Annotated in this window: 23 protein-coding genes and 1 pseudogene; 12 read left to right on the top strand and 12 right to left on the bottom strand. The window is 38.0% G+C overall.

Annotated features, from left to right (window positions below; translation table 11 throughout):
- Nucleotides 1–208: 208 nt before the first annotated feature.
- From F580_RS0101310 to F580_RS0101325, 4 genes are read left to right on the top strand one after another with little or no spacing between them, the layout of a single operon-like run.
- Nucleotides 209–1,183, top strand: a complete 975-nt coding sequence (locus tag F580_RS0101310) for a CsgG/HfaB family protein (RefSeq protein WP_019025893.1) — start codon at nt 209–211, stop codon at nt 1,181–1,183.
- A gap of 18 nt (nt 1,184–1,201) precedes the next feature.
- The gene (locus F580_RS0101315) at nt 1,202–1,519 is read left to right on the top strand and encodes a hypothetical protein (RefSeq protein ID WP_019025894.1); all 318 of its coding nucleotides are present in this window, start codon (nt 1,202–1,204) and stop codon (nt 1,517–1,519) included.
- 40 nt (nt 1,520–1,559) lie between these two features.
- Nucleotides 1,560–1,910, top strand: a complete 351-nt coding sequence (locus F580_RS0101320; protein ID WP_019025895.1) for a DUF4810 domain-containing protein — start codon at nt 1,560–1,562, stop codon at nt 1,908–1,910.
- A 5-nt stretch (nt 1,911–1,915) separates the two neighbouring features.
- Entirely contained in the window at nt 1,916–2,605 is a 690-nt protein-coding gene (locus F580_RS0101325) for a DUF799 domain-containing protein (protein WP_026301174.1), read from the top strand.
- Between the two features lie 157 nt (nt 2,606–2,762).
- Here the strand turns inward: F580_RS0101325 and F580_RS0101330 are convergent.
- Nucleotides 2,763–3,088, bottom strand: a pseudogene (locus tag F580_RS0101330) (transposase); the annotation flags it as partial.
- A gap of 262 nt (nt 3,089–3,350) precedes the next feature.
- On the opposite strand from F580_RS0101330, the gene F580_RS0101335 reads away from it, so the two are divergent.
- The 3 genes from F580_RS0101335 (at nt 3,351) to F580_RS0101345 (ending at nt 6,325) form a co-directional block, all read left to right on the top strand.
- A complete protein-coding gene (locus F580_RS0101335; RefSeq protein WP_019025898.1) occupies nt 3,351–3,581 on the top strand; it encodes a glutaredoxin family protein in 231 nt (76 codons plus the stop codon).
- A gap of 541 nt (nt 3,582–4,122) precedes the next feature.
- Nucleotides 4,123–5,439: a DNA recombination protein RmuC gene (locus tag F580_RS0101340; protein WP_019025899.1), complete on the top strand. Its 1,317-nt coding sequence runs from the start codon at nt 4,123–4,125 to the stop codon at nt 5,437–5,439.
- 142 nt (nt 5,440–5,581) lie between these two features.
- Nucleotides 5,582–6,325: a substrate-binding periplasmic protein gene (locus F580_RS0101345; protein WP_019025900.1), complete on the top strand. Its 744-nt coding sequence runs from the start codon at nt 5,582–5,584 to the stop codon at nt 6,323–6,325.
- 76 nt (nt 6,326–6,401) lie between these two features.
- Here F580_RS0101345 and F580_RS0101350 read toward each other — a convergent pair whose 3' ends face one another.
- A complete protein-coding gene (locus tag F580_RS0101350) occupies nt 6,402–7,742 on the bottom strand; it encodes a sodium-dependent transporter (protein WP_019025901.1) in 1,341 nt (446 codons plus the stop codon).
- Nucleotides 7,743–7,900: 158 nt separating this feature from the next.
- Between F580_RS0101350 and F580_RS0101355 the strand changes: the two genes are divergently transcribed.
- Both F580_RS0101355 and F580_RS0101360 read left to right on the top strand, forming a co-directional pair.
- A complete protein-coding gene (locus F580_RS0101355; protein WP_211215598.1) occupies nt 7,901–8,557 on the top strand; it encodes an MBL fold metallo-hydrolase in 657 nt (218 codons plus the stop codon).
- On the top strand, nt 8,557–9,408 hold the full coding sequence (locus F580_RS0101360) for an ion transporter (RefSeq protein WP_019025903.1): 852 nt from the start codon (nt 8,557–8,559) through the stop codon (nt 9,406–9,408). Before F580_RS0101355 ends, F580_RS0101360 begins: the two co-directional genes overlap by 1 nt.
- A 202-nt stretch (nt 9,409–9,610) precedes the next feature.
- On the opposite strand, the gene F580_RS0101365 is transcribed toward F580_RS0101360, so the two are convergent.
- Nucleotides 9,611–10,066, bottom strand: a complete 456-nt coding sequence (locus F580_RS0101365; protein WP_019025904.1) for a YaiI/YqxD family protein — start codon at nt 10,064–10,066, stop codon at nt 9,611–9,613.
- A 186-nt stretch (nt 10,067–10,252) separates the two neighbouring features.
- On the opposite strand from F580_RS0101365, the gene F580_RS0101370 reads away from it, so the two are divergent.
- Complete coding sequence (locus F580_RS0101370) at nt 10,253–10,606, top strand: MGMT family protein (protein WP_019025905.1); 354 nt, start codon at nt 10,253–10,255, stop codon at nt 10,604–10,606.
- A gap of 165 nt (nt 10,607–10,771) precedes the next feature.
- Here F580_RS0101370 and F580_RS0101375 read toward each other — a convergent pair whose 3' ends face one another.
- Nucleotides 10,772–11,224 carry an Hsp20 family protein gene (locus F580_RS0101375; RefSeq protein WP_019025906.1) on the bottom strand — a complete coding sequence of 151 codons (453 nt, stop codon included), beginning with the start codon at nt 11,222–11,224 and terminating at the stop codon, nt 10,772–10,774.
- Between the two features lie 295 nt (nt 11,225–11,519).
- Nucleotides 11,520–12,194 (bottom strand): thiol peroxidase, encoded by a 675-nt coding sequence (tpx, locus tag F580_RS0101380; RefSeq protein ID WP_019025907.1) that lies wholly within the window; start codon nt 12,192–12,194, stop codon nt 11,520–11,522.
- A 164-nt stretch (nt 12,195–12,358) separates the two neighbouring features.
- On the opposite strand from tpx, the gene F580_RS0101385 reads away from it, so the two are divergent.
- Nucleotides 12,359–13,483, top strand: coding sequence for a response regulator (locus tag F580_RS0101385; protein WP_019025908.1), 1,125 nt, complete (start codon nt 12,359–12,361; stop codon nt 13,481–13,483).
- 86 nt (nt 13,484–13,569) lie between these two features.
- The gene (locus F580_RS0101390; protein WP_019025909.1) at nt 13,570–14,541 is read left to right on the top strand and encodes a GGDEF domain-containing protein; all 972 of its coding nucleotides are present in this window, start codon (nt 13,570–13,572) and stop codon (nt 14,539–14,541) included.
- Nucleotides 14,542–14,655: 114 nt separating this feature from the next.
- Here F580_RS0101390 and lnt read toward each other — a convergent pair whose 3' ends face one another.
- The 7 genes from lnt to F580_RS26785 all read right to left on the bottom strand — a co-directional run bounded on the left by lnt (nt 14,656) and on the right by F580_RS26785 (nt 23,792).
- Nucleotides 14,656–16,254 (bottom strand): apolipoprotein N-acyltransferase, encoded by a 1,599-nt coding sequence (gene lnt / locus F580_RS0101395; RefSeq protein ID WP_019025910.1) that lies wholly within the window; start codon nt 16,252–16,254, stop codon nt 14,656–14,658.
- On the bottom strand, nt 16,247–17,125 hold the full coding sequence (locus tag F580_RS0101400) for a CorC family transporter (protein ID WP_019025911.1): 879 nt from the start codon (nt 17,123–17,125) through the stop codon (nt 16,247–16,249). Before F580_RS0101400 ends, lnt begins: the two co-directional genes overlap by 8 nt.
- Before the next feature lie 115 nt (nt 17,126–17,240).
- On the bottom strand, nt 17,241–17,708 hold the full coding sequence (gene ybeY / locus F580_RS0101405; protein ID WP_019025912.1) for an rRNA maturation RNase YbeY: 468 nt from the start codon (nt 17,706–17,708) through the stop codon (nt 17,241–17,243).
- A complete protein-coding gene (locus tag F580_RS0101410; RefSeq protein WP_019025913.1) occupies nt 17,708–18,751 on the bottom strand; it encodes a PhoH family protein in 1,044 nt (347 codons plus the stop codon). Before F580_RS0101410 ends, ybeY begins: the two co-directional genes overlap by 1 nt.
- 174 nt (nt 18,752–18,925) lie before the next feature.
- Nucleotides 18,926–20,368, bottom strand: a complete 1,443-nt coding sequence (gene miaB, locus F580_RS0101415; protein WP_019025914.1) for a tRNA (N6-isopentenyl adenosine(37)-C2)-methylthiotransferase MiaB — start codon at nt 20,366–20,368, stop codon at nt 18,926–18,928.
- A gap of 162 nt (nt 20,369–20,530) precedes the next feature.
- Nucleotides 20,531–23,251 (bottom strand): ligand-binding sensor domain-containing protein, encoded by a 2,721-nt coding sequence (locus tag F580_RS0101420; protein WP_019025915.1) that lies wholly within the window; start codon nt 23,249–23,251, stop codon nt 20,531–20,533.
- Nucleotides 23,252–23,309: 58 nt separating this feature from the next.
- Entirely contained in the window at nt 23,310–23,792 is a 483-nt protein-coding gene (locus F580_RS26785) for a hypothetical protein (RefSeq protein ID WP_019025916.1), read from the bottom strand.
- Between the last annotated feature and the right edge of the window lie 269 nt (nt 23,793–24,061).

Raw genomic sequence — 24,061 nt, forward strand, 5'->3', positions numbered from 1 at the left:
CACAAGCTTATACATTAGAGCAACAATATATTATAACTACGGAGTTAAATATCTATTGCATACAGCGTTTGCTTAAATAAATAGAAATATAAAAAAGTTACTGTTGAATGAATGGTTTAAAGTTGTAGATAAAATCACTCAGAAAAATGGGAACTTTTATTTTTTTATGTTAATATTTTTTTAATTGTTAATGTTATCAAGGAATAAGATGAATTATAAAACACTAATGCTAGCTATGTCAGTTAGTCTAATATTCACCGGCTGCGCAACGGTTGAAAAAAAAGAAATTCACAACACACCAGTTAAATCACCCGCTATAAGTAAAACAATCTCAGCCAGTGCCGATCAAACTAAATATCTAAAAAGAAAAGTTGCTATTGGTCGTTTCACCAACGAAACAACCTACGGACAAAGCTTTTTTATTGATAACGATAATAACCGTATTGGTAAACAAGCTATGGATATTCTTTCATCAAAATTATTTGAAACGGGTAAGTTCATCATGCTTGAGCGTGCTGACTTAAGCAAAATTGAAAAAGAACTCTCTATGTCAGGCAGTTCTGCACTAAATAACGCAGCTGATTTTATAATTGTTGGTTCAATTACGGAGTTTGGACGTAAAGAAGTTAGCGATGTAGGCATTTTCTCACGTGTTAAACGTCAAGAAGCCAATGCCACTGTAAATATTCGTATTATTGATGTCTCTACAGGTCAAATTATCTACTCAGAAAAAGGTAAAGGCATAGCTTATTCTGAAGCAGGTACTGTACTAGGTGTGGGTGACAAAGCGGCTTACGATAGTTCGTTAAATGACAAAGTAATAGATGTTGCTATTACAGATTTAGCCTCAAATATTGTTGAAAATATGTTAGGTAAAGCATGGCGTTCTTATGTTCTTTCTTATGATGAAGGCAATTTGATAATTTCTGGTGGTAAGTCTCAGAATATTAAACAAGGGGCGATTTTTGAAGTAGTCAAGGCGGGTAAAAAAGTTAAGAATCCTCAAACAGGTATGTTTATCACCTTACCCGGTAAAACGATTGCTAAAGTTAAAGTGATAAGTTCATATGGCGAAACACCAGAATCAGAAGTTTCATTTAGCCAAATAATAGAGGGAAACTTGGACACTTATATCAAAAAAAATGATTATAAAGATTTGTTTATTCAAGAAATTATTAAATAACAATATAAGGACATTAAAATGAATATTATTCGGACATTATTTATATTTTCACTACTGGCTATGACATCAGCTTGTAGTAGTTACAACACTTATAGTTCAGGTCAAATGACTACAGAACCAGTATCTTATCTTTATTTCTCAGGAAATATTACCGGCGCTGAAGTTTCTATTGATGGCGCTCCTGCATTTTTGGTAACCAAAGCAGGCCCTAAACAACAATATAAGGTAACACCAGGTAAGCATACCATTATAGTTACCAAACAAGGTCAGGTAGTTGTTCAGCGTGACGTATTACTCGGCGATGATCATGAAAAAGAAATAAATATTCCCCAATAAAAACACCAATAACAATAATTAAAATCATCATAGGAACAACATGAAATTAGTATTAACACTTCTGTTATTTACCGTAATTCTTAGTGGCTGTAAATCCACACCTCCAATGTATATGTATGAAAATTACTCTGAAAGTTTTTATACCCTGAAAAAAGAAAGTGGCCATGAAGCTGATTCGCAATGGCAGAGCTCATTAGAAAACATTATCAAAAAATCAAATGCTAAAGCGGTAAGAGTTCCACCGGGAATTTATGCAAACTTAGGTTATATTCAATTAAAATCAAATAATTACCCAAAGGCGATTGAATTTTTTGAACAAGAAAAAAGCATTTACCCTGAATCAACAAGATTTATGGAAAATTTAATTAAAAAAGCAAAAGTGAAGGGATAATCAAAATGAATTTTATTGAAAAAATAAAAACTTCACTGCTAACCCTATCGATACTATTTCTTAGTGGCTGCGTAACTCCAACTTACGTAACAAAGGGGGAAGAATTCCCTAAAATGTACCAAGAAAAGCCTCGCTCATTGTTAGTTATGCCACCAATAAACCTAAGTACTGATGCCGAAGCAAAAGATTATTATTCCACGACAGTTGAAATGCCTATTGCTTTACATGGTTATTATACCTTTCCTTATCAACTTACTGCTGATGTATTAAGACAACAAGGCATTTATGATAGTGAGCTAGTTTATGATGTACCGCTAAATAAGTTTCATGAATACTTTGGCGCGGATGCAGTACTATTTACAAAAATTGTTAATTGGGATACTTCATATACTGTCTTAGCCTCAACGTTAACGGTTTCTATCGATGCAGAGATCAAATCAACCAAAACCTCTGAGATTTTATGGCAATATAATGGAACTGTTGTTGTTGATTTATCTGTAAATGGTGGCGGAGGAATAGCGGGTTTACTCGTTAGCGCAATAGCAACAGCAATCAATACCGCAGCAGCTGATTATACGACTTATGCTAAACAAGCAAATGGACGGTTTATTGGTAGTATGCCTGTTGGGCCATATCATCCAATGTACATGAAAGATCAACAAATTAAACTGTTAAAACAAAGTAGCAACGACTAAATAGGTTAAAATACTCTTAGTGGGCTTCTCGTGGTTCGACAAGTCCACTTTGTTGATTAGATAAATGGACAAAATACAGTTAGTCCAATTCCAATTTACTTCACATTTTTGTCGCTATTATTCACCATATAATGTCCATTTTTATGGGACAAGATCAGTTGCGGTGTCGCTTAATCCAACGAAATTTTAACCGGACTCCTTGGCGAAGAACACCACAGCATCTTTTAAAAAATTACGCTCATTTTTTACTTTAGCCAACTCTTGTTTCAACTTCATTAATTCAGGATTACTGTTTTGTTTATTTCCTTTCAAAACATCATCACCTTTCAAGCGAAACTCATCACGCCAACGACTTAGTGTCCTAAAACTAATCCCTATTACTTCGCAAACACTATTAGCAGTAACACCGTCCTCAGAAGCTTTGAGTAAAGTAATACCTTTAAACTCAGCAGGATAGCTTTGATAACTTTTGGCTTTTGCCATGAAACACCTCCTGTTGTATTTCTACAACAATTATAGTGTGTCCACTAAAACGGTGTAAGACAACATTGCTGCCGTTTGCAGCTCTAACCTGAAACTATTAAATCAAAGCCAAAACGACTACTTCAAATGCTTTGACCCCATTGGTTTACTCGAGCAGCTTAATTTTCTTTGTATAGAATCGAAAGTTTAGTTAATTCATCTTTGTTTTTTATTGAGAGTTCAGTAAAATAGTTAGTCTTTAACAGTTCTGTAAAGGTTAGTGATGAAACGCGTTGTTTTATATATTTCAGATAAATGCCCCCATTGCCGTGAAGCTCAAAAATACTTGGATGACAATGGCATTAAATACAGATTAACAAATGCGAAAATGCAGCGCGGTAGAAAAGAGCTTGACGCTATAGGAGCTCGCTCTGTACCAGCCCTTAAAATTGGTAATGAAGTAATGATTGGCTGGAATCTCGAAAATTTTAAGAAACTCTATGCCGCAGATTAAGAAGCTCAATTATCAAATTAGATAATTGAGCAACCAATGGGCACAGAGTTATTGGTTACACTATTTCGAGTGGACAACAAAATATAGAGCAGCAGAGCAGCAGAGCAGCACATAATCCGCCCCTTAGCATTATACCCGTTACCATTCAAAGTGCAGGATTTCAGTGGGATTTAAAATGACTTTAGGCAAGGAGAATAATTTCAGCATAGTCAGTCTATGCTTTGATTATTTACCGCAGTATAAAGTTATTTTAACCCCATCGAAGAAGCGCTTGAGCCATATCACTTCATCGTTGCTGTAACTTAGAATGACGCTACACGGATGTAGCTTATTAGAGAATGCAGGAGCATATTCTCCTGAATAACCATTATCTCATCACAGCGCCTTGAATTGAAATAGCTTAAGCACTCTGGACAAAATCTAGAAATAAACGGGCACCCACACAAGTCTTTTTTATCTTGCCTTTGCTCTTGCTATTCATCACGGTACTGGTAATATTTACAGTGTCGTGCCTTGAGTACTTTTTTGAGATTGAAAACTAATGATTTTTACCCTAGAGCAACAGCAATTGTTATCGACTTGGTTGCCAGTACTGGCCTTTATTGTTTTGACTTTGCTATTAATACTGGTGCTAATTCGCTTATCAAAGCAAGAAAAACGTATGCAAGCGCACACTTTTGAATTGGTTAGTCAGTTAGCCAAACAAACTGAGACGCAATTTTTACAGCAGCTTAACCAATTACAAGAAAAGCAGCAATTGCAGTTAGCCAATAGCTTTGAGCAACAAATGGCTGATTTACGTATTAAGCTTTTACGTCAATTCAATGAGCTTCAATCACAATTAAATCAAAATCAAAATCAGTCTCTCGATCAACTTATTACCCACTTAAATGCCACGGCCCATAGCAACAGAGAAGAATTGGCGAAAACATTGGCGCAAAGCAGTGACCAAATGAGTAAGCGCATTGATGGCTTAACTCAAGCGACCGATAAACGTTTGCAAGAGATTAGTGGCCAAGTTGAAAAGCGCCTTGCTGAGGGGTTTGAGAAAACCACTAAAACCTTTAGTGATATTTTACAGCGCTTAGCACTTATTGATGATGCCCAGAAGAAAATTACCGAGCTATCTACTAATGTGGTGAGCTTACAAGCCGTGCTTAATGATAAACGCTCGCGTGGCGCCTTTGGTGAGGTGCAATTAAATAGCTTGATCAGAAACGTGCTACCAGAGCAAAGTTTTAAGCTGCAGCATACTTTGTCAAACGGTAAAATAGCCGATTGCATCCTCTTTTTACCTAAACCTACCGGTAATGTTGTGGTTGACTCTAAATTCCCACTAGAAAATTATCGTAAAATGATGGACTTTGAAGCCCCCGAGTCTGAACGTAAATCGGCTATGCGTCAGTTTAAAGTAGATATAAAAAAGCATATTAATGATATTAGTAATAAGTATCTGATTGATAAAGAAACGGCTGATGGTGCCATTATGTTTATTCCAGCAGAAGCTATTTTTGCTGAAATTCACGGACATCAAAGTGACCTCGTTGAATATGCTAATAAGAAACGAGTTTGGCTGGCATCACCGACAACATTAATGGCGATACTAACCACCGCGCGCTCGGTACTTAAAGATGAAGCGACTCGTCAGCAAATACATATTATTCAGGCGCATTTATCTGACTTAGCCCAAGACTTTAATCGTTTTAAAGGTCGTTTTGCTAACCTTGCCAAGCATATTGACCAAGCGGCTAGCGATGTGAAGCAAATACATACTTCGGCAGATAAAATATCAACGCGCTTTGAAAAAATAGAGCAAGTTGATCTTGCTGAAAAAGAAACCGTAGAGCAACTTCAGTAAAATCTTTGCAACAAAGTAACACTGATATCGGCAAAAATAATTTTTTTAGTCACTTTGCTTACCCAGAGTTGCAGTTAAGTACTAGTGTTGTTCATCACTTGGTTTATACTCATTGTTATGTATTCTTGGTGCTCTTGTCTTTATGGTTAAAATATTATCTCATTTTCTGCTTTTATTATTGTTGTTATCCCCAAACTTGTTGATGGCAAAACAACAATTAACAGTGGGGGTTGGCAATTTTCCGCCTTTTTTTGTTGAAAAAGATGAGAAAGGATTTTTTCTTGAGATAACTAAAGCTATATTTAAGCAGCTGTCAGAATATAATGTGAATTTTATCTATATGAGTAACCATCGATTGTTACATGAAATTAATTCTGGCAAAATAATTGATGTGGCGTGTAATATATTTGCTGACTCGCAAGTTGATGGCTTTTTATCACTGCCTTTGTATCAATATACTGACGTCGCGGTATCAAATAAGTCGGCAAAACTGAGCATCAATAAGATTGCCGACCTACAAGGCTTCTCTATTACCGCCTATCAAGGCGCCAAAGACTTACTTGGCGAAGAATTTAAAAAAATGGCACTGGCTAACCCAAAGTACAGTGAGCATTCCCAACCTAAAGATAGTACTTATTTAATGGTTACCGGACAGAAGGATATTCGTATCGGTGATCTTCATATTTTTTTACATGATATAGCGAATAGTCGCTATAAAAATGACATGAACATAACCGCTGAAAACTTCACTATACATGAGCTGTGGCCAGATGTTTATTCGCATATGGCCTTTAAGGATGAAAAGTTAAGAGACTCAGTTAATGTGATAATTAACGAGCTGACAGAAAATGGTACTCTAGATGCCATTTATGCGAAATACCGATAATTAGTGCTATTGCTATAAGCCCACCTTCATCAACGAACAGTTTATCTTTTAAGTTTACCTAGCACTTATTTTGCTTTTAGCTAAAAGCGACATTAACAAAAACCACCACTAATAAAACTGGGCAAACAAAACGTAAATAAAAGCCAAGTAATTTTAACGATGTGTGTTGTTTTAATATAGCAATATCGGTGAGTTGGTTACCGCGTTTCCACAACCAGCCGACCACGATAAAGTAAAATAATGCCATCAAAGGCTGTAAAATAGTGGTGAGTAACTGAATCACTAAGCCAAATAATTGCTCGAAAAAGGCAATGAGTATCAGACTAGCAATAAACACTAACCCAGATACTAACCACGTCGCTCGTTTTCTCGTCATCGCTTTATCTTCAACCAAATAGGCAACCGGTACTTCGGTTGAAGAAATAGTTGAAGTAAGGGCAGCAATTGACAGTAAAGCGAAAAAGGCAAAAGAAACAAATAAGCCCACGGTACCCATAGAGCTAAATAAAGTCGGTAATATATTAAAAATTAATTGGCCTTCACCAATTAAGTGACCGTCAACAAAGACTTCTAGTCCCTTGTGTTGAGCAACGAAGAGTGCCGGGATAATCAGTAAGCCGGCAATAAAAGCGATAAAAGTATCGAGTAATGTTATCGAAAGCACTAATTTACCAATACTCTGGCCTTTAGGCATATAAGAGCCATAAGCCATCATAGCGCCAACACCAATCGCTAGAGAGAAAAATGCTTGCCCCATAGCTGCTATTATCAATTTAGGCTCGGTTACTTGCGAAAAGTCAGGCACTAAATAAAGTGTTAAACCTTCTGCGGCACCATCTTGTTGCAATATATAGGCGATCAAGCCAAGTAACATCACTAATAACATGGGCATCAATCGTGATGACCACCGTTCAATACCGCGGTGTACGCCTTGGTGGACTATGGCAGCGCCAACTACAATGAAAACTGGGGTGAATATGACATTACGTAAAGTACTTGATGTAGATAGCCATTGAGACAATTCCATTAAACCAACTAGCTCAGCTAAAGCGGCTAAAGCATGTGCGAGCATCCAGCCCGCAACGATGGTATAAAAACTCAACATCATCATGGCGCCAATAATGCCGATAATACCGGCATTATGACCGAGTTTTTTAAAGCGTTTACCACAAGCGTTTGCTAATGCAGATACTGGATTGGTTTGCGCTTGATTACCAATATAAATTTCAGCATAAAGCGCGGGTAGCGCCAGTAAAAAAGTCACCAGTAAATAAACGACTAAAAAAGCACCACCACCATTGTTTGCCGCTTGAGTGGGGAACGCCCAAATATTGCCTAAGCCTATGGCAGCACCAGCTGCAGCGAGAACAAAACCAAGTCGAGAATGAAAAGAATCACGGGGAGAAGCGGTGGTCATAAATAGTTATTAGTCGTTAAAATTAGTTACGCAAAGCTTACCGAGTTAAAACGCTTAGGGGAAGTACTATTCATACATTTTAGCCAGTAATACCAGTAGAAAAGTTATGATATAATATCGCCAATTTGTAAATAGCAATGATTAAAGAGCAAGTTATGTTGAAGTACGAAATTATCCCGGTAACGCCTTTTGCGCAAAATTGTACGTTGTTTTGGTGTAGCGATACCAAACAGGCTGCGGTAGTTGACCCTGGTGGTGATATTGAAAAAATCAAAGCAGCCATCACTAAACATGGCTTAACCCTAGAAAAGATCTTCATTACTCATGCCCATCTTGACCATGCGGGCGCAACTAATGCCTTGGCGGTACTTTACAGTGTTCCTATTGAAGGCCCTCACAAAGAAGATCTGTTTTGGATAAATGCGATTGAAGAGCAAAAACAAATGTTTGGTGAGGCATTTAATTATGCGGAAAAATTCACATCAAATCGTTTTTTACAACAAAACGATACCGTGAAATTTGGCAATATTACCTTTGAAGTCTATTTTTGCCCAGGGCATACGCCAGGCCATATCGTGTTCTTCCATCGTGAGTCCAAACTTGCTCAGGTTGGTGATGTGCTGTTTAGTGGTTCAATTGGCCGAACAGATTTCCCTCGTGGCGATCATGCCACGTTAATTCGTTCGATTCGTGACAATTTATTTAACTTAGGTGATGACGTACGCTTTATCCCAGGTCACGGACCAATGAGCACTTTCGGCCAGGAACGTCGTACTAATCCACAGGTGAGTGATACGGCAGTAGGAGTAAGATAATGAGCACTTTGATAATAAAAGCTCAGTGGCAGTTAAGTAGGATAGACAGCAGTAAAATATTTCAAGGTATTGTTATTTCGGTTATTTTACTGTCAGCGTTAATGATTGGTGCTAAAACCCATAATTTATCTGCCAATACTGTCGCCATGCTCATTTTTTTAGATATGGCGGTAACGGTATTTTTTGCGGTAGAGATATCGATACGTTTCTTAGCCTGTCCAGAGAAAAAACACTTCTTTAAAAGTGGCTGGAATATCTTTGATACCTTCATTGTTATTGGCAGCTTGGTGCCATCGGGAGGCTCCGGGGTATTATTGGCTCGCCTATTAAGGGTCTTTCGTGTTTTACGCCTAGTTTCCATGGTGCCAGAGCTGCGCTTATTGATTAATGCCCTGCTTAAAGCCATCCCGCGTATGGGCTATATCGCGCTGTTGATGTTTGTTATTTTCTATATTTATGCCGCTATTGGTAGTATGTTTTTTCATGCAATTAATGAAGTGTTATGGGGGGATGTTTCTATTTCTATGCTGACACTGTTCCGTGTGGCGACGTTTGAAGATTGGACCGATGTTATGTATGAAACAATGGCGGTTCATCCTATGAGTTGGATTTATTATTTAACCTTTATCTTCTTAACGGCTTTTATCTTTTTTAATATGATGGTCGGTACAGTGTTAGATGTGATGAGCCAAGAGCATGAGCAGTATCGTGCGGAGCAACACGGGGAAACTGGCGATGGCGGAGAACCAGCTAGTCGTGCGCAAATAGATAAGTTAGAAATGGAGTTAGCAGAAATTAAAGCCTTGATACTGGCAAGTAACTCACTTGGGAAGGTAAAAAATAGCAGTTAGTGAACAGATGTCAGTTAGACAGCATAAAGCAACAGGCAGTTACTTACTCAAGTCACTGCCTTTTTTATGGTCATACCGGTTTTATAAAGTTTGTGATCTTGTGGTGCATAGGAAAAATAAATCAGAGCAACGCTGATATGGCGTATTTTAACCAGTAAAAGTGAACAATGATGTAGTGAATTGCTATTATACACCGCTGATTTTATTGAGATCTTTTAAACTGAGTAATGATACGATCCAGGTGATTAGCAAAATTTTGTCTATCAGTTTGATTTAATGTGGGAGGCCCGCCTGTATGCACGCCACTGGCACGCATAGTGTCCATAAAATCACGAATGTTGAGTCGAGATTTTATATTTTCTTTGGTATAAAGTTCGCCACGTGGACTAAGGGCTTGGCCAGATTTAGTTATCACTTCATCGGCAAGCGGAATATCACTAGTAATCACTAAATCATTCGCTTCAATACGCTTAACTATTTCATCATCGGCGACATCGAAGCCACTGGTTACTTGCATGAACTTGATAAAGGGCGATGGGGGTATGCGAATATGATGATTGGCGACTAAGGTTATGGCTATTTTTGTTCTATCAGCGGCTTTAAAGAGTATTTCTTTAATCACCACCGGACAGGCATCGGCATCTACCCAAATTTTCATGTATTTCCTTAGCGTAACTTTTTCGGATGCTAATATGATACAGTAATTTACTCGGTAATTAACAACTAAGTAATTAAAAGTCTGAGCGAAAATCTAGCTCAAATTTAGCTGAACCTTAGATAAGGTTTAACTAAGGTTTAACTAAGGTTTAGCTGATTTTTAAGTAATAATGGAGCGGATTTAATAATGCCAAACCCCCGTTATCAACAAATATGGCAAACGGTACAGTTAATCCCAAAAGGCAAAGTGGCTTGTTATGGACAAATTGCTGACTTAGCCGGTTTACCTGGCAGGGCAAGGTTAGTCGGTAAGGCACTCGGTAAAGTGCCCAAGGGTGGTTGGCAAGGCAAAGCGGTACCCTGGTTTAGAGTCATCAATTCACAAGGAAAGGTTTCTTTCCCGGTCGAGAGTGAATATTTTGTCAAGCAAAAGCAGCTTTTACAAGATGAACAGGTTGTTGTCTTGGGAGGGAGAGTGAAATTAAAGGATTTCCAATGGCAACCAGACTTATCTGAACTATTGTTTTTACTTGAATTTTAACCGCTGTTGGCCTTAATGAGTGCCTTTAAACGACACTATTTAAGTGAGTGGCTGTTAAGAGGAGGGCGTAAGTTTCTGAGAGGATTATGCTAAAAAAAGCCCAGTCAAAAACTGGGCAAAACAAAAGGAGAAACATAAGGGAAGTTAGGGTTTAAGAGTCGCTATTTAACTAGCACCATTGAGTAAACTTTTGCCGTTAATGGCTATCTTACGTGGCTTTAAGGCTTCGGGGACCTCTCTTTCAAGATCAATATGTAAAAGGCCATTTTCCATATAAGCGCCAATGACTTTAACATGGTCACCTAGTTGGAACTTACGTTCAAAATTTCTTTCGGCAATGCCTTGATGCAAGAACTTTTTTTCTGTTTGGTCTTTTGTTGCGGCCTTTATTCCCGTAACAATTAAATTACTTTGTTTTGTTTCGATATCCAATTCTTGCTCACTGAAACCAGCGACAGCCATAGAAACACGATAAGTATCTTGAGTCAGAAGTTGAATATTATATGGCGGGTATGATGATTGTTTGTCAGCTCGTGAAGCTTTTTCGATTAATCCGGCTAAGTGGTCAAAGCCGATAAATGAACGGTATAATGGACTGAAATCTGTAGTGTTTCGCATAATAAGTTATCCTAATATATAGCAATAAGTGGGTATTATTTTAAACAAAAACGTTTATCTGTTGAGTCATTTCTAGCAAAGTTATATTGCCTAGAGCTGAACTCCGAAACTGTCATTATTTAAAATAAAGCTGCCTTTCACAATGAACAGGCAATTTTGTTGTGTAGCCCCTTACGGCGACTACACAATTAAAGATGGGAACGTTTATTTTTTTTTCAACGCTGAAGGTGAATAAAATAAATATTTTTATTTTAAGTGATTGTTTAAAAAGATTTTAAATTTTATTTCTTTAGGGCTATTTTTCAACCATTGGTTCAGACGGAGTATTGATTTTTGGGCCATCAATAACAATTACTGGTGCGGTAAATTTTACTTTTGCTAAGGCTTTGTCGTAATTAGGATACTGTGAAATGTTCGCCACCAACTCTTTGTAAACAATCTTTCCTTGGTTATCAATAACAAATATCGCTCGGGTAAGTAGGCCCATGTCTTTTATCAATAAACCATAGTTAACACCAAATTCTCGCCAAACAGAGTCCGATAATACTTTAATGGAATCAATTTTTTCAACATCACAAAAACGCTTTTGCGCAAAAGGAAGATCATTACTAATGGTTAACAAGGTGATATTTTTTGGCAGCTTTGCGGCTTCCTCATTAAAACGTTTAGTTTGAATGGAGCAAACACCCGTATCTAGACTCGGTACCACTGAAATTAATAGCGTTTGTCCGTGGAAGTCTTTTAGCGACACAGGGGTAAAGTTTTTATCAACAACTTTGAACTGTGGTGCTTGTTCGCCGACATTAACTTGTTGGCCTAAAAGGGTGATGTATTTGCTACCAGCTTTAACCAGATTATTCGACTCAGGCAGATTATTTAAATCCCAAGCGTTGCTGTGAGATTGAAAAGATAAGGTAAAAATGGCGATAAAAAAAACCGATAAGCTGATGTTTGAAGTAGAAAAATTCATGATTTATTGAAAGTAGTCGTTAAGGTGAACGGATAGTAGCCGTTTGGGGATGAAAATTCTATATATAGAACCTTTATCATTGTTTTTTATATTGGATACTCTATGGTTATCAATAGAGGCTTTAATCAGCCGTTGTTATTGTTTATGTAAGGCTCAAGGTTAATATGACAACCAAACTATTAATTTGTGATGATTCAAATATGGCGCGCAAACAAGTGGCGCGTTCATTACCAGAAGGTTGGGATGTCGATATCAGTTTTGCTACTAACGGTATTGAAGCAATTGAAGCGATAAAGGCCGGCAAAGGCGATGTACTATTACTTGACTTAAATATGCCTGTAATGGACGGTTATCAAGTGCTTGAGGCCATATTAGCACAAGATTTACCCACACTTACCATCGTTATATCAGGTGATATTCAACCGGAAGCTCATCAGCGTGTCACCAGTTTAGGTGCTTTAGGTTTTATTCAAAAGCCTATCAATAAAGATATCCTGACTAAAGTACTCTCTTCTTACGGGCTTTTTTCAAATGAAAGTCTAGCGGTCATTAGTGGGCAAGATAAGCTGATTGATAACCCGGTTACGCCGGATAAAAAAACTTACCCCATTACAACTCAAGAAATACGACCTGCCATGGCGGCTAATATTGAACAAGCTGAGTGTGAGCCCTTAAATGAAGGTCCAGAACTCACCTTATCAGCAGATATGCGGGATTGTTATCAAGAACTAGCGAATGTCGCTATGGGACGTGCAGGGGATTTGTTGGCACGTTTACTTAACGTCTTTGTTGAGTTACCTATACCTAATGTTAATTTCATTGAGGTAAGTGAACTTAGAATGGCACTAAAAGATATCGAAAACAATGAAACTACCTCAGGTGTTTGCCAAGGTTTTATTAGTGCGGGTATTTCAGGTGAAGCGCTATTGATCCTTAATGATTCCAGCTTTAAAGATGTCGCCTCACTGATGAACTATCAATATGATGCTGATATGGGCACAGAATTAGAATTATTAATGGATTTAGCGAATGTTCTTATTGGTGCTTGTTTAAAAGGCATCTCTGAACAACTTGATATCCAGTTCAGCCAAGGGCACCCAGAAGTATTGGGTCAGCATAGAGAAATATCTGAGTTGATTGCTAATAATGCTAAAAAATGGAAAAAAACCTTAGCAATAGAAATTAGCTACGGTATAGAAAATTATTCAATTAAGTGTGACTTGCTGTTGTTATTCACTGAGAAATCAATGGTAACATTAAATAATAAATTGGCTTATTTGATTGATTAGTAAATGGGTTGAACACAGGTTAATAACGTAGCTTATTGCAAGAAAAGATCATAAATAATGCAGTTAAGCGAAAACAGGAATGGGTTATGATGTTAGAAAAATCACAATTAAATGAACTACATTGGTTAATGGAAATGTTGCACAACATTGACGTAGGTTTAGTTGTGCTAGATAGAGAGTTTACTATCCAAATATTTAATGGCTTTATGGAAAATCATAGTGGTTTATTACCCACAGAAGTAAAAGGTAAATTGATCTTTGATCTATTTACCGAAATACCTCGAGATTGGTTTATCCGCAAAGCCGAGTCGGTTTTTTTACTAAAAAATAAAGCCTTTACTATTTGGGAGCAGCGACCGTATTTATTTAAGTTTGAAAGTTACCGACCGGTAACCGGTAGTGCTGATTTTATGTATCAAAATACCACCTTTATCCCGCTACTTTCCTCAACTGGTGAAGTAAGCCACTTATGCCTAATCGTTTATGATGTCACGGATAATGCGGTACATAAACAAAGCTTGAAAAAAGCCAATGAAGAGTTAGCGATACTGAGTCAAACCGACGGTTTGACTCAGTTATTTAACCGAACACATTGGGAGAAGTGTTTATTAGCCGAACATAAGCGCTGGGGTCGTAGTAAGCATCCTAGTTCATTGGTCATGATAGATATTGACCACTTCAAAAATATTAATGATAGTTATGGTCATATGGTCGGTGATGAAGTCATTCGTCATATTTCAGCTTTAATACGTCATCATGTGAGGGAAACGGATATTTGTGGTCGTTATGGTGGTGAGGAATTTGCCATTTTATTATCTGACACCTCTCTGGAGAATGCTCGAATATTTACTGAGCGCCTGCGTAAAGAAGTGAGTGAGGCTATTGTCAAATATAATGATATTGATATTACTTACACCATCAGTATTGGTATTGCTCAAGTAGACGAGAGCATTGAAAGCCATGAAGTTTGGCTTGAATGTGCCGATGCTGCCTTATATCGCTCAAAGAAAACAGGGCGAAATAAAACCTCCTTGCACCCCCAGCAGGTAATAACTTGATAGGTAAATCAGAGGGGAATTGATTAACAACGTTACGTTTAGCTAGTAAGGTTTATCGAGGTTTACAGTAAAAATAGTGGCTAGAATGGCCACTATTATATTTTTTAATAGCACTTAAAGTTTAAAGCTCTTTAGTAACGCCAGTGGTACTAAAATCATCAGCCATAGGATAGCATTTGGCCATTGACTGTATGGGGTGTTACCGCTAACAAATTCTACCGTGCCTCTGAGTACCACTTCTTCAAACTGTGGTGCAATCGCGGTAATTTCACCTAAATGGTTTATCATGCCGGTCACCCCATTGTTTGTCGCTCGGACTAAGGGGCGGCCAAATTCTAATGCGCGCATGCGTGCTATTTCAAAATGTTGATGTGGGCCATGCGAGTCACCAAACCAAGCATCATTACTGACCGTTAATATCATATCTGTTTTATCAGTAAAGTTGGCTGCTAACTGCTTTGGAAAGGCTATTTCAAAACAGTTTAACGGTAATATATGTAAGTTATTAGCGATTAAATTTGGTTGAATATAATTGCCCGCAGTAAAAGAGGACTGAGGCAGATTAAAAAAAGGTGCTAACGGGCGAAGAAATTCTTGAAAGGGTACAAATTCACCAATAGGTAATAAATGACTTTTATAGTACCGATTGCTGTGATTGTAATAGTAGCCTCGCTCATCTTCGGGCGATTTCTTTCCTAATACTAATAAAGCATTAAAATACTCTTTACTTTCAAAGTTATAATTAATTAAACCAGTAATAACGGCGCTGTTATTTAAAATAGCAGCGCGATTCACCGTCGCTAAATAATCTTGCACGGCGGGCTCTAGTACCGGAATGGCTGACTCAGGCCAAACAATGATATCAGCATCATAATTTTCTTGGGTTAAATTTAAGTATTTGAGCATGGTCGGCCACTCTTGCTCGGGTTGCCACTTTATTGATTGAGCTATATTGCCTTGGATCAAAGCAACTTTAATCGATTTTCCGGTTAATTGTGTCCAACCGACTTGAGTAAGGGCGATACATGTCGCGGCAATGCTTAAAAGCAGCGTAAGTGGAATAATTAAGTTTTTGCTAGTTAATGCTTTAAGCGCTGCGGAATTATTTTTCACCGCTAACGGTAGGTAAACGAGCAACACTTTAACTAAGCAGATATTGATAAGTAAAATAATACCGGTAAGGCCTACTTCACCAATAACCGGAGCAAAGCTAGCTAATGGACTATCTATCTGACTATAGCCAAGTGATAGCCAAGGGAAGCCCGTTAATACTACTGACCGTAAGTACTCACAAAATAGCCAAAGAGAGGGCAGTAACCATAAGTTAACTTGCTTGTTCTTCGATAGGCGTGCAGTTAAATAACCGGCGAGCGCTAGAAAAGTTGATAGATAGACACACAATACCAACATTAGCAGTAAAGATAAGATCAGCGGTAAACCACCAAACTGATCGATACTGACATGAACCCAGCTTATACCGCTACTAAACCAACCAAAGGCGAAAAGCCCTATTTTCTTAGCGGCAACTCCTGGGGAAGCCTGATTTACCTGGTGGAAAATGACGCTCGGTAAAATTAAAGCTAACCACCAGTAAGAAAATGGTGCGTAAGCAAAAACCAAGAAAAAACCACTAAAAAAACACAGCCAATTGGCCGGGTTGCTTAGCTTGCTTTTAATTGATTTTAAGAAACGGCCTATAAGGGTGTTAGTCACTCAATTTACCGTTAATTTCGTGGCTCTTATTGACGCTAACTTGTAACATTTGCATGCGCCTATTATCTGAGGAAAGTACTTTAAATTCAAAATTATCTAAATTAAATAATTCACCCTTTTTCGGTACATGATTAAACTTATGCAAGAGAATACCGCCAATAGTATCAGCATTGCTTTCATCAAAATCACAATTAAAGTAGTCATTAAAGTCACTTAACTCAGTGAGGGCTTTTACTAGGTAGACATTGCCAGCTAAATGTTTGATTTGGTCATCGATTTCATCATCGGTTTCATCTTCAATTTCACCAACAATAAGCTCTAAAATATCCTCGATAGTGATAACACCAGAAACACCGCCGTATTCATCAACGACAATAGCCATATGATAGCGGTTAGAGCGAAACTCTTTTAATAATGGTTCAACTTTCTTGCTTTCAGGCACAATGATGGCGGGTCGAATAATATCACCGAGGCTAAAGTCATGACTTTGAGAATTAAAACCAAACGCAAGTAGGTCTTTTGCTAATAAAATACCATCAACGTGATCGATATCCTCATTAACAACGGGAAATCGAGAGTGACCCGACTCTAGGATAATGGGCAAGAAATCTTCAAGTTTTTGGTTAATATCAATAGTAACCATTTGCGATCGTGGGATCATTATTTCTCGAACACGCATTTCTGATACGTCTAAAACACCTTTGATCATCTGCTTGGTTTCAGGGTTAATCAAATCTCTATCTTGTGCATCATTCAAAACATCAACGAGTTGGTCTTTGTTTTTCGGCTCAGAAGTTAATAATTGCATAACTCTTTTTAAAAATGATTTACTGGCTGAGCCGTTTCTAGAGTGGGGGTTGTCATCGCTCATAGAGCTATTTTAATTCCTTTATTAGGCTAAATAATATTTTATTTAGTATATTATTTAACAATTTCATTGGTTAATTTATCGGGTAAGTCTATTTTGATCGTTATTAATTTATAATTTACAGCGCTAAATACGGATTACTAACCCCTAACTTTTCTAAAATAGTTATTTCAATGGCTTCCATTTCTTCTGCTTCATTGTCACTTATATGATCAAAGCCGACTAGATGCAAGCAGCCGTGGATAACTAAATGTGCCCAATGGTCAAACAAGGCTTTATTTTGTTGCAGGGCTTCTTGTTTCATTACGTCGATACAAATAATTAAATCACCTAACAAGTTTAGTTCTATGCCTTCAGGTACTTCAAAAGGGAACGATAAAACATTAGTTGGTTTATCTTTACCGCGGTATTGAGCATTTAACTGCTGGCTTTCTTCACTGTTAACAAGGCGAATAGTGAGTTCAAAATCTTGCTGAGGCGTAGTGCTCACCTCGGCTAAAGCCGTATCAACCCAGAGTTGGAACTGTGCTTCGCTTGGTAACTGTGTTGCAGAACAGGCAATTTGCAGATCAATCACATGCGCCATTAACTTAAATCACTTTTATCATTCTCTGACAGAGAGCCTGATTGTACTGCTGCCTGTTGGGCTTGCTTCTTTTGTTGTTTTTCTCTATTGACCTTTTGATCATGATTGTCATAAGCATCAACAATTCTGGCAACAACAGGGTGGCGGACAACATCCTTAGACTGGAAAAAATTAAAGCTTATCCCCGGAATATCTTGTAAAACTTCAATGCCATGACGCAGCCCTGACATTTGATGTCGAGGTAAGTCAACTTGGGTAATGTCTCCGGTGATCACGGCACGAGAATTAAAACCAATACGGGTTAAAAACATTTTCATTTGTTCAACGGTGGTATTTTGAGCTTCATCTAATATGATGAAGGCATCATTTAGCGTTCTACCACGCATATAGGCCAGTGGCGCTATCTCGATAACATTACGTTCGATAAGCTTTTCTACTCTTTCAAAACCAAGCATTTCGAATAAGGCGTCATATAATGGCCTTAAGTAGGGATCTATTTTTTGTGATAAATCACCAGGTAAGAATCCTAATTTCTCTCCCGCTTCGACCGCAGGCCTAGTCAGTAAAATACGACGTACTTCTTGACGCTCTAGCGCATCTACTGCGCAGGCAACGGCTAGGTAGGTTTTACCTGTACCCGCAACACCAACACCAAAACTAATATCATTGGTGAGAATGTTTTGGACATAAGCTTGTTGGTTACCATTGCGCGGTTTAACAACCCCACGTTTGGTTTTAATAGTAACCATATCATCATATTTATTGTCTAACTGATTACCTAGTTGAGTATCTAATTTTGATGAAATTTTATCTTTTACCGGGGCTTGCTCAAGACAATCAGCCTCCAAAATGGCTAAATGGACCATTTCGGGGGTAATAATTTTACTTGCACCTTTAACGGCTAAGCTTTCAAGATAAAGATCTTTTAGAATCTTAACGACAGCTGCACGAGTCTTAGCTTGACCAACAACAGTGAACTCATGGCCACGGTAACTTATCTCAACACCTAAACGACGTTCAATAGTTTTTAAGTTATCGTCCATCGGGCCACATAAGTTGGCTTGCCTATGATTGTCTACCGGCTCCAAGTTGAAAACATCTCGGGTTAACTTTAGTGATTTAGTCGTCGGTGTTGTCAAATTTATTTCCGCTTTGTTAAATTATCAATGCTTAGCATTTATCAGTAGTGCACTTTCAGGAAAAACTATAGCGCAATGTTATGGCGTAAAAGTACCTACACCTAATTCGTCAAGGGTACTTGGCGTAGTAGTGTGGTGATTATTTGCCAAAATGTCTGCAGGAGAATGGGCAATGCGCAGACCCATGTCTTTCTCTTCACGGACTAATTCGCCACGTAATGAGTTGGCAATTACATCGGTAATTTTGATATCGACAAATTGGCCAATAACGCTATGTGGGGCAACAAAATTAACAGTACGGTTATTTTCTGTTTTACCGCGTAGTTCCATAGGGTTCTTTCTAGAAGGCCCTTCAACAAGAACACGCTGTTCAGTGTTGAGCATTTGTCTAGCAATACGCAATGCTTGCTGGGTAATACGGTCTTGTAATAGCTTTAAGCGCTGTTTCTTGGTCTCGTCACTAATATCATCAGGTAAATCTGCTGCGGGTGTACCAGGGCGAGCGCTGTAGATAAAGCTAAAGCTTAAGTCAAAATCAATGGCTTTAATTAAGTCCATAGTCGAAGTGAAATCTTCATCGGTTTCTCCAGGGAAGCCGATAATAAAGTCAGAAGACATAGACAAATCAGGGCGAACTTTTTTCAGACGACGAATTTGAGACTTGTATTCAAGTACTGTATGACCACGCTTCATTTGCGTTAGGATGCGATCACTACCACTTTGAACCGGAAGATGCAGGTGGTTTACTAGTTCAGGCACATCAGCATAGGCTTCAATTAGGTCATCGGTAAATTCAACCGGGTGCGAGGTAGTATAACGAATACGGTCGATACCATCGATGGTAGCAACCAAACGTACTAGGTCGGCAAAACGACAAATGCTACCATCGTGTGTATCACCACGATACGCATTTACATTTTGACCCAGTAGGTTTACTTCACGTACGCCTTGCGCGGCAAGTTGCGCTATTTCATAGAGTACGTCATCAAGTGGGCGACTAACTTCTTCACCACGGGTGTAAGGCACTACGCAGAAAGTACAATATTTACTACAACCTTCCATAATAGAAACAAAGGCAGTAGCGCCACTTGCTTTAGGCTCAGGTAGGCGGTCAAACTTTTCAATCTCTGGAAAGCTAACATCAACAACGGGACTACTTGTTTTCTGTACTTGATTAATCATTTCAGGCAAGCGATGTAGGGTTTGCGGACCAAAAATCATATCAACAAAAGGTGCTCGTTTACGTATAGCATCACCTTCTTGTGAGGCAACACAACCACCAACACCAATAAGTAAATCAGGCTTAGTCTCTTTCAAACGTTTCCAACGACCGAGTTGATGAAATACTTTCTCTTGTGCTTTTTCACGAATGGAGCAAGTATTAAGCAAGATAACATCAGCTTGTTCCGCTTCTTCAACCAAGGAGTAGCCATGGGTTGAATCCAACAATTCTGCCATCTTTTGCGAGTCATACTCGTTCATCTGACAGCCCCAAGTTTTGATATATAACTTTTTACTCATTTACTTCACTCTTCAAGCACAAATTGCACGGGGAATGCCTAAGCAAGCCCAGTACAGATAAAAGGAGGCGTATTTTATACCAATTTAGGACAAAGTTCGAATGAATAAGGCAACTAGTTGTAAATGTCTCTATTATTTTACTTTATCGTAAAAAATAATAGCTTAAGTTAAGGCCATCAACGGGAAGCTAATAACAAGCTGACTACCTTTATCATCGTTAGTAAAAGTATTAAGAGAAGCTTGATGTTTATAGGTAATTTGACGAATAGTATAGCTAGCTAAATCGAAACTTACTTTACTACTCAATTGACTAAATGAATCATTATCAGCACTAATGGTTAACCATAACTTTCCCTTCACTTCCTGTAACGTTAAGTCGAAGTTAGCGACATTACTTTTAAATATGGCAGAAATCAGTGCTTCAAATATTACTTTGTAGACATCAGCTCTAAGCTCATAATTTAACTTATCCAGTTCTTCATCAATATTGGTGTGTAACGTAACCTGATATTTATTAAAAACATAGTCAGCTAAAAAAGGCACTGCTATTGACAATGTTTTTCCGGCAAGGTTGTCAGGCTCTTGTGCATTAGAACTCTCTTCCAGTGCCAGTATGCTTTGTTGTATTAATTGTTTACTTTGTACTATGTCATTGCTCTCTAATGACGTGGAGACAAGTTGCAAGTTACGTTGGATGACTTTCATCAATTTACCACTGTTCCTCATATCATTTTTGAGTAACGTGTGGATATGCTTAATGGATTTGGTCCGTAAAAATAACAACCAAGCAATGATTAACACAGTAAAAAATAATGTTACGCCATAAAATATTCGTAGCTGTAAGCTCCAGTACCAAGGGTAGGCAACATGAATTTCAGTAAAGGCTTTTATGTTACTCCATTGGCCCAAACTATTAGTCGCCATAATTTCCACATGATAATTACCAGCAGCTAGCCCGGTAAGCGTTAATTGATTATTACTTATTTGTTGCCAGTTATTATTATTAATACGGTACTGGTACTTTTTGGCTAGGCCTGGCCGGTAGTCTAAACTGGCTAAATCAAGGGTGATAACATCGTTACCGCTGTCAATTTCAATGGTTTTATTAAGTAAATACGGGCGGCCAGATATCGTTGTTTTACTGATAAGAACATTTGGGTTGAATTGCTTCTGCTTGATAAGAGTAATTGCTAAAATGCCACTGTAATGAATGGCGTAAAGGGTATTGTCTTTTACTAACAGACTACTGACAAAAGTGTATTGTTGGGTATTTTCAATTAATGTTAATTGATGTGTTGTCGGCGAAAGTCGATATAAACCTGGCTGGCCAGAGACCCAAATATCGCTACCTTCTACTAACATCTCAGTGAAGCTATGCCCTTTAAAAATCTGAGCTAATAAATCACCTTGTAAGTTAAACACTAGGATGCCATCGCCTAGGGTTGAGGCGAATACCTTATTATCAGCTAAAACGAAAGAAGCCACTTTACTTTTGTTGGGGGTATCAAGTGTTATTACCGAATTTGATGACGGTTGATACAAGCTGATATTGTTATTATTGGCAATCCACAACTGACCATTATCCAGCGGTAGCACATCGAGAATTTCAGTGCTAATGAGGCCGTGTTCTACACTGATCTGCTTAGTTATCTTTTTTGAGGCCAAGTCATATATATATAAGCCATCATAATTAGTGCCGATATATAATAGGTTGTTTTTATGCTCGAGTTTTAAAATGAGTTGATTAGCAAGGATGTGGAGTTTAGTTACTTGCTGAGTCGTTTTATCAAAGCGCCATATGCCATCAAAGCTAGCCGTATAGAGTTGCTTATTTACCGCTAAGACATCAAATATTTTCAGGCCTTTTTTACTAAAGTTATTATTAACGCTTTCCTTAAAAACAGGTGTTAAAAAGTTTTGTAAACCTGCGCCATAACTGCCAATAATAATTTCATTTTCAAATAACGTTATTTCATTAGCATTAACCGCGAGTTTAAAATCAACGTCATGATTCTTAATAAAGCTTTCACTAAGTTGCTCGACCCCATGGCTACTGGCTAGCCATAAGACCCCCGAGGAATCTTGAAAGACTGCCTTAAGGCGTACATCTTTCGCAATGCCATAGTGATGAGGTAATGTTGTTAATGTTAAACCGTGATATTGAGTTACCTTACCCGTGCTGCTAACGGTGATGAAATTATCGCCTGCAAAGGTTTTGGTTAAACCATAAATTCTTTCGTTATGCGCGATAGAGGTTAGTTGACCATCATCAGTTAGTCGGTATATTTTATCAGCGGTTATCGCAATGACAGCATTAGATAAGACGGTTATAGCGGTAATGGAGTGAGGCAGAACGGATAACAGTTGTTCATCTTGTAATTGAAATAAACCGTCACTGGTGACGATATAGAGTTGTTCATTACTATGTAAAAGCTTACTGATGACAATATTGTGATGCAGTATTTCTGTTATCTTGGTAATTGGATTAAAGCGGTAAAGTTTATAGGGCGAATAAATATAATAATGACCTTTAAAGAATACCGCACGGTAATGACTTTGTATGTGAGTCTTTATCGGTAACTTTTCAACCCCACCATTACGCGTATCAAATAACCATAAACCGTGGGTTTCGGTGGCGAGTAAAAGCTTGTCGTCAATGAGGGCTATGTCCTGAATCCACGAGTATGGCAGCGGCCACTCTTGATTGTTCAGCGAAAAGTTAATACTTTGCTTACCATCGGCTCTTATTAAGCCTTCTTGCCCTGCAAGCCAAACAAAACCTCGTTTATCTTGCAATATTTTTGCGATATTACTAAAGCTGTTAACTGAAGTGCTGTTAACTGAAGTGCTGTGAGATGCATGGCTAGTAAGGCTGGTTGTCAAAAGGCTAAGTACTAGGAAAACTAAGTACTTAACCTTATCGAACACTATCAAGGGCGTATTAAACGATACTTTCAGGGGTGATTTTCTTGCCATCATCATGGACTTTATCGCCACAAACAGCGAAAACCATTGGCACGTCGCCATCAGTAATAGGTTTTTGCACCAACAGGTAAGTAGGTTTTCGTGGATCATCTTGATGTTTCTTCTCTGCCCAAGCTTTTTTGATGTTATCAGCAAACGGCTGACCGTATTTTACCGCGAAGGCTGTGACTAGCATTTCAACACCAAAGTCATCCATAACCAACATAGTATTGTTATGGTATCCACTTGCACTATCGAAATCTATATCAACCGTTAATATTTTATTATTAGGTAAAACTAAGTCAGCTCTTAGTTTAGATATTACAGCACGGTCACTATGCGCTTTTAGCTGAGTTCTATTTGGTTTTTCAGTAAAGTCATACACTAAATTGATATCTTTAGTGATACATCTTTTTTCAGTATTGAGTTCCGTTGTAGGGCTTTTTTTTAATGCGGACATAGTGGCTTCCTTGTTAATTCGTAGGGTGGTTTTTTATCATTATTATTAACGGTTCGCCTTTAAAGTAATAGACGGAGTTCAATGAACATTACTCCAATTGAAAGAGTTCAAACTTCTCACCAAAGGCATTTTACTATAACTTAAATATCCCTACAGACAAGGTTTCTATTTTTGGCTTAGCGGTAAATTAAAATTAAACTTAAACTTAAATTATCTGCTTTTGGTAGATGCACTTACGGTTAGATTCATGGTGCACTCTTTGTGGTTAT

The sequence above is a fragment of the Colwellia piezophila ATCC BAA-637 genome (genome assembly GCF_000378625.1).
Classification (GTDB): domain Bacteria; phylum Pseudomonadota; class Gammaproteobacteria; order Enterobacterales; family Alteromonadaceae; genus Colwellia; species Colwellia piezophila.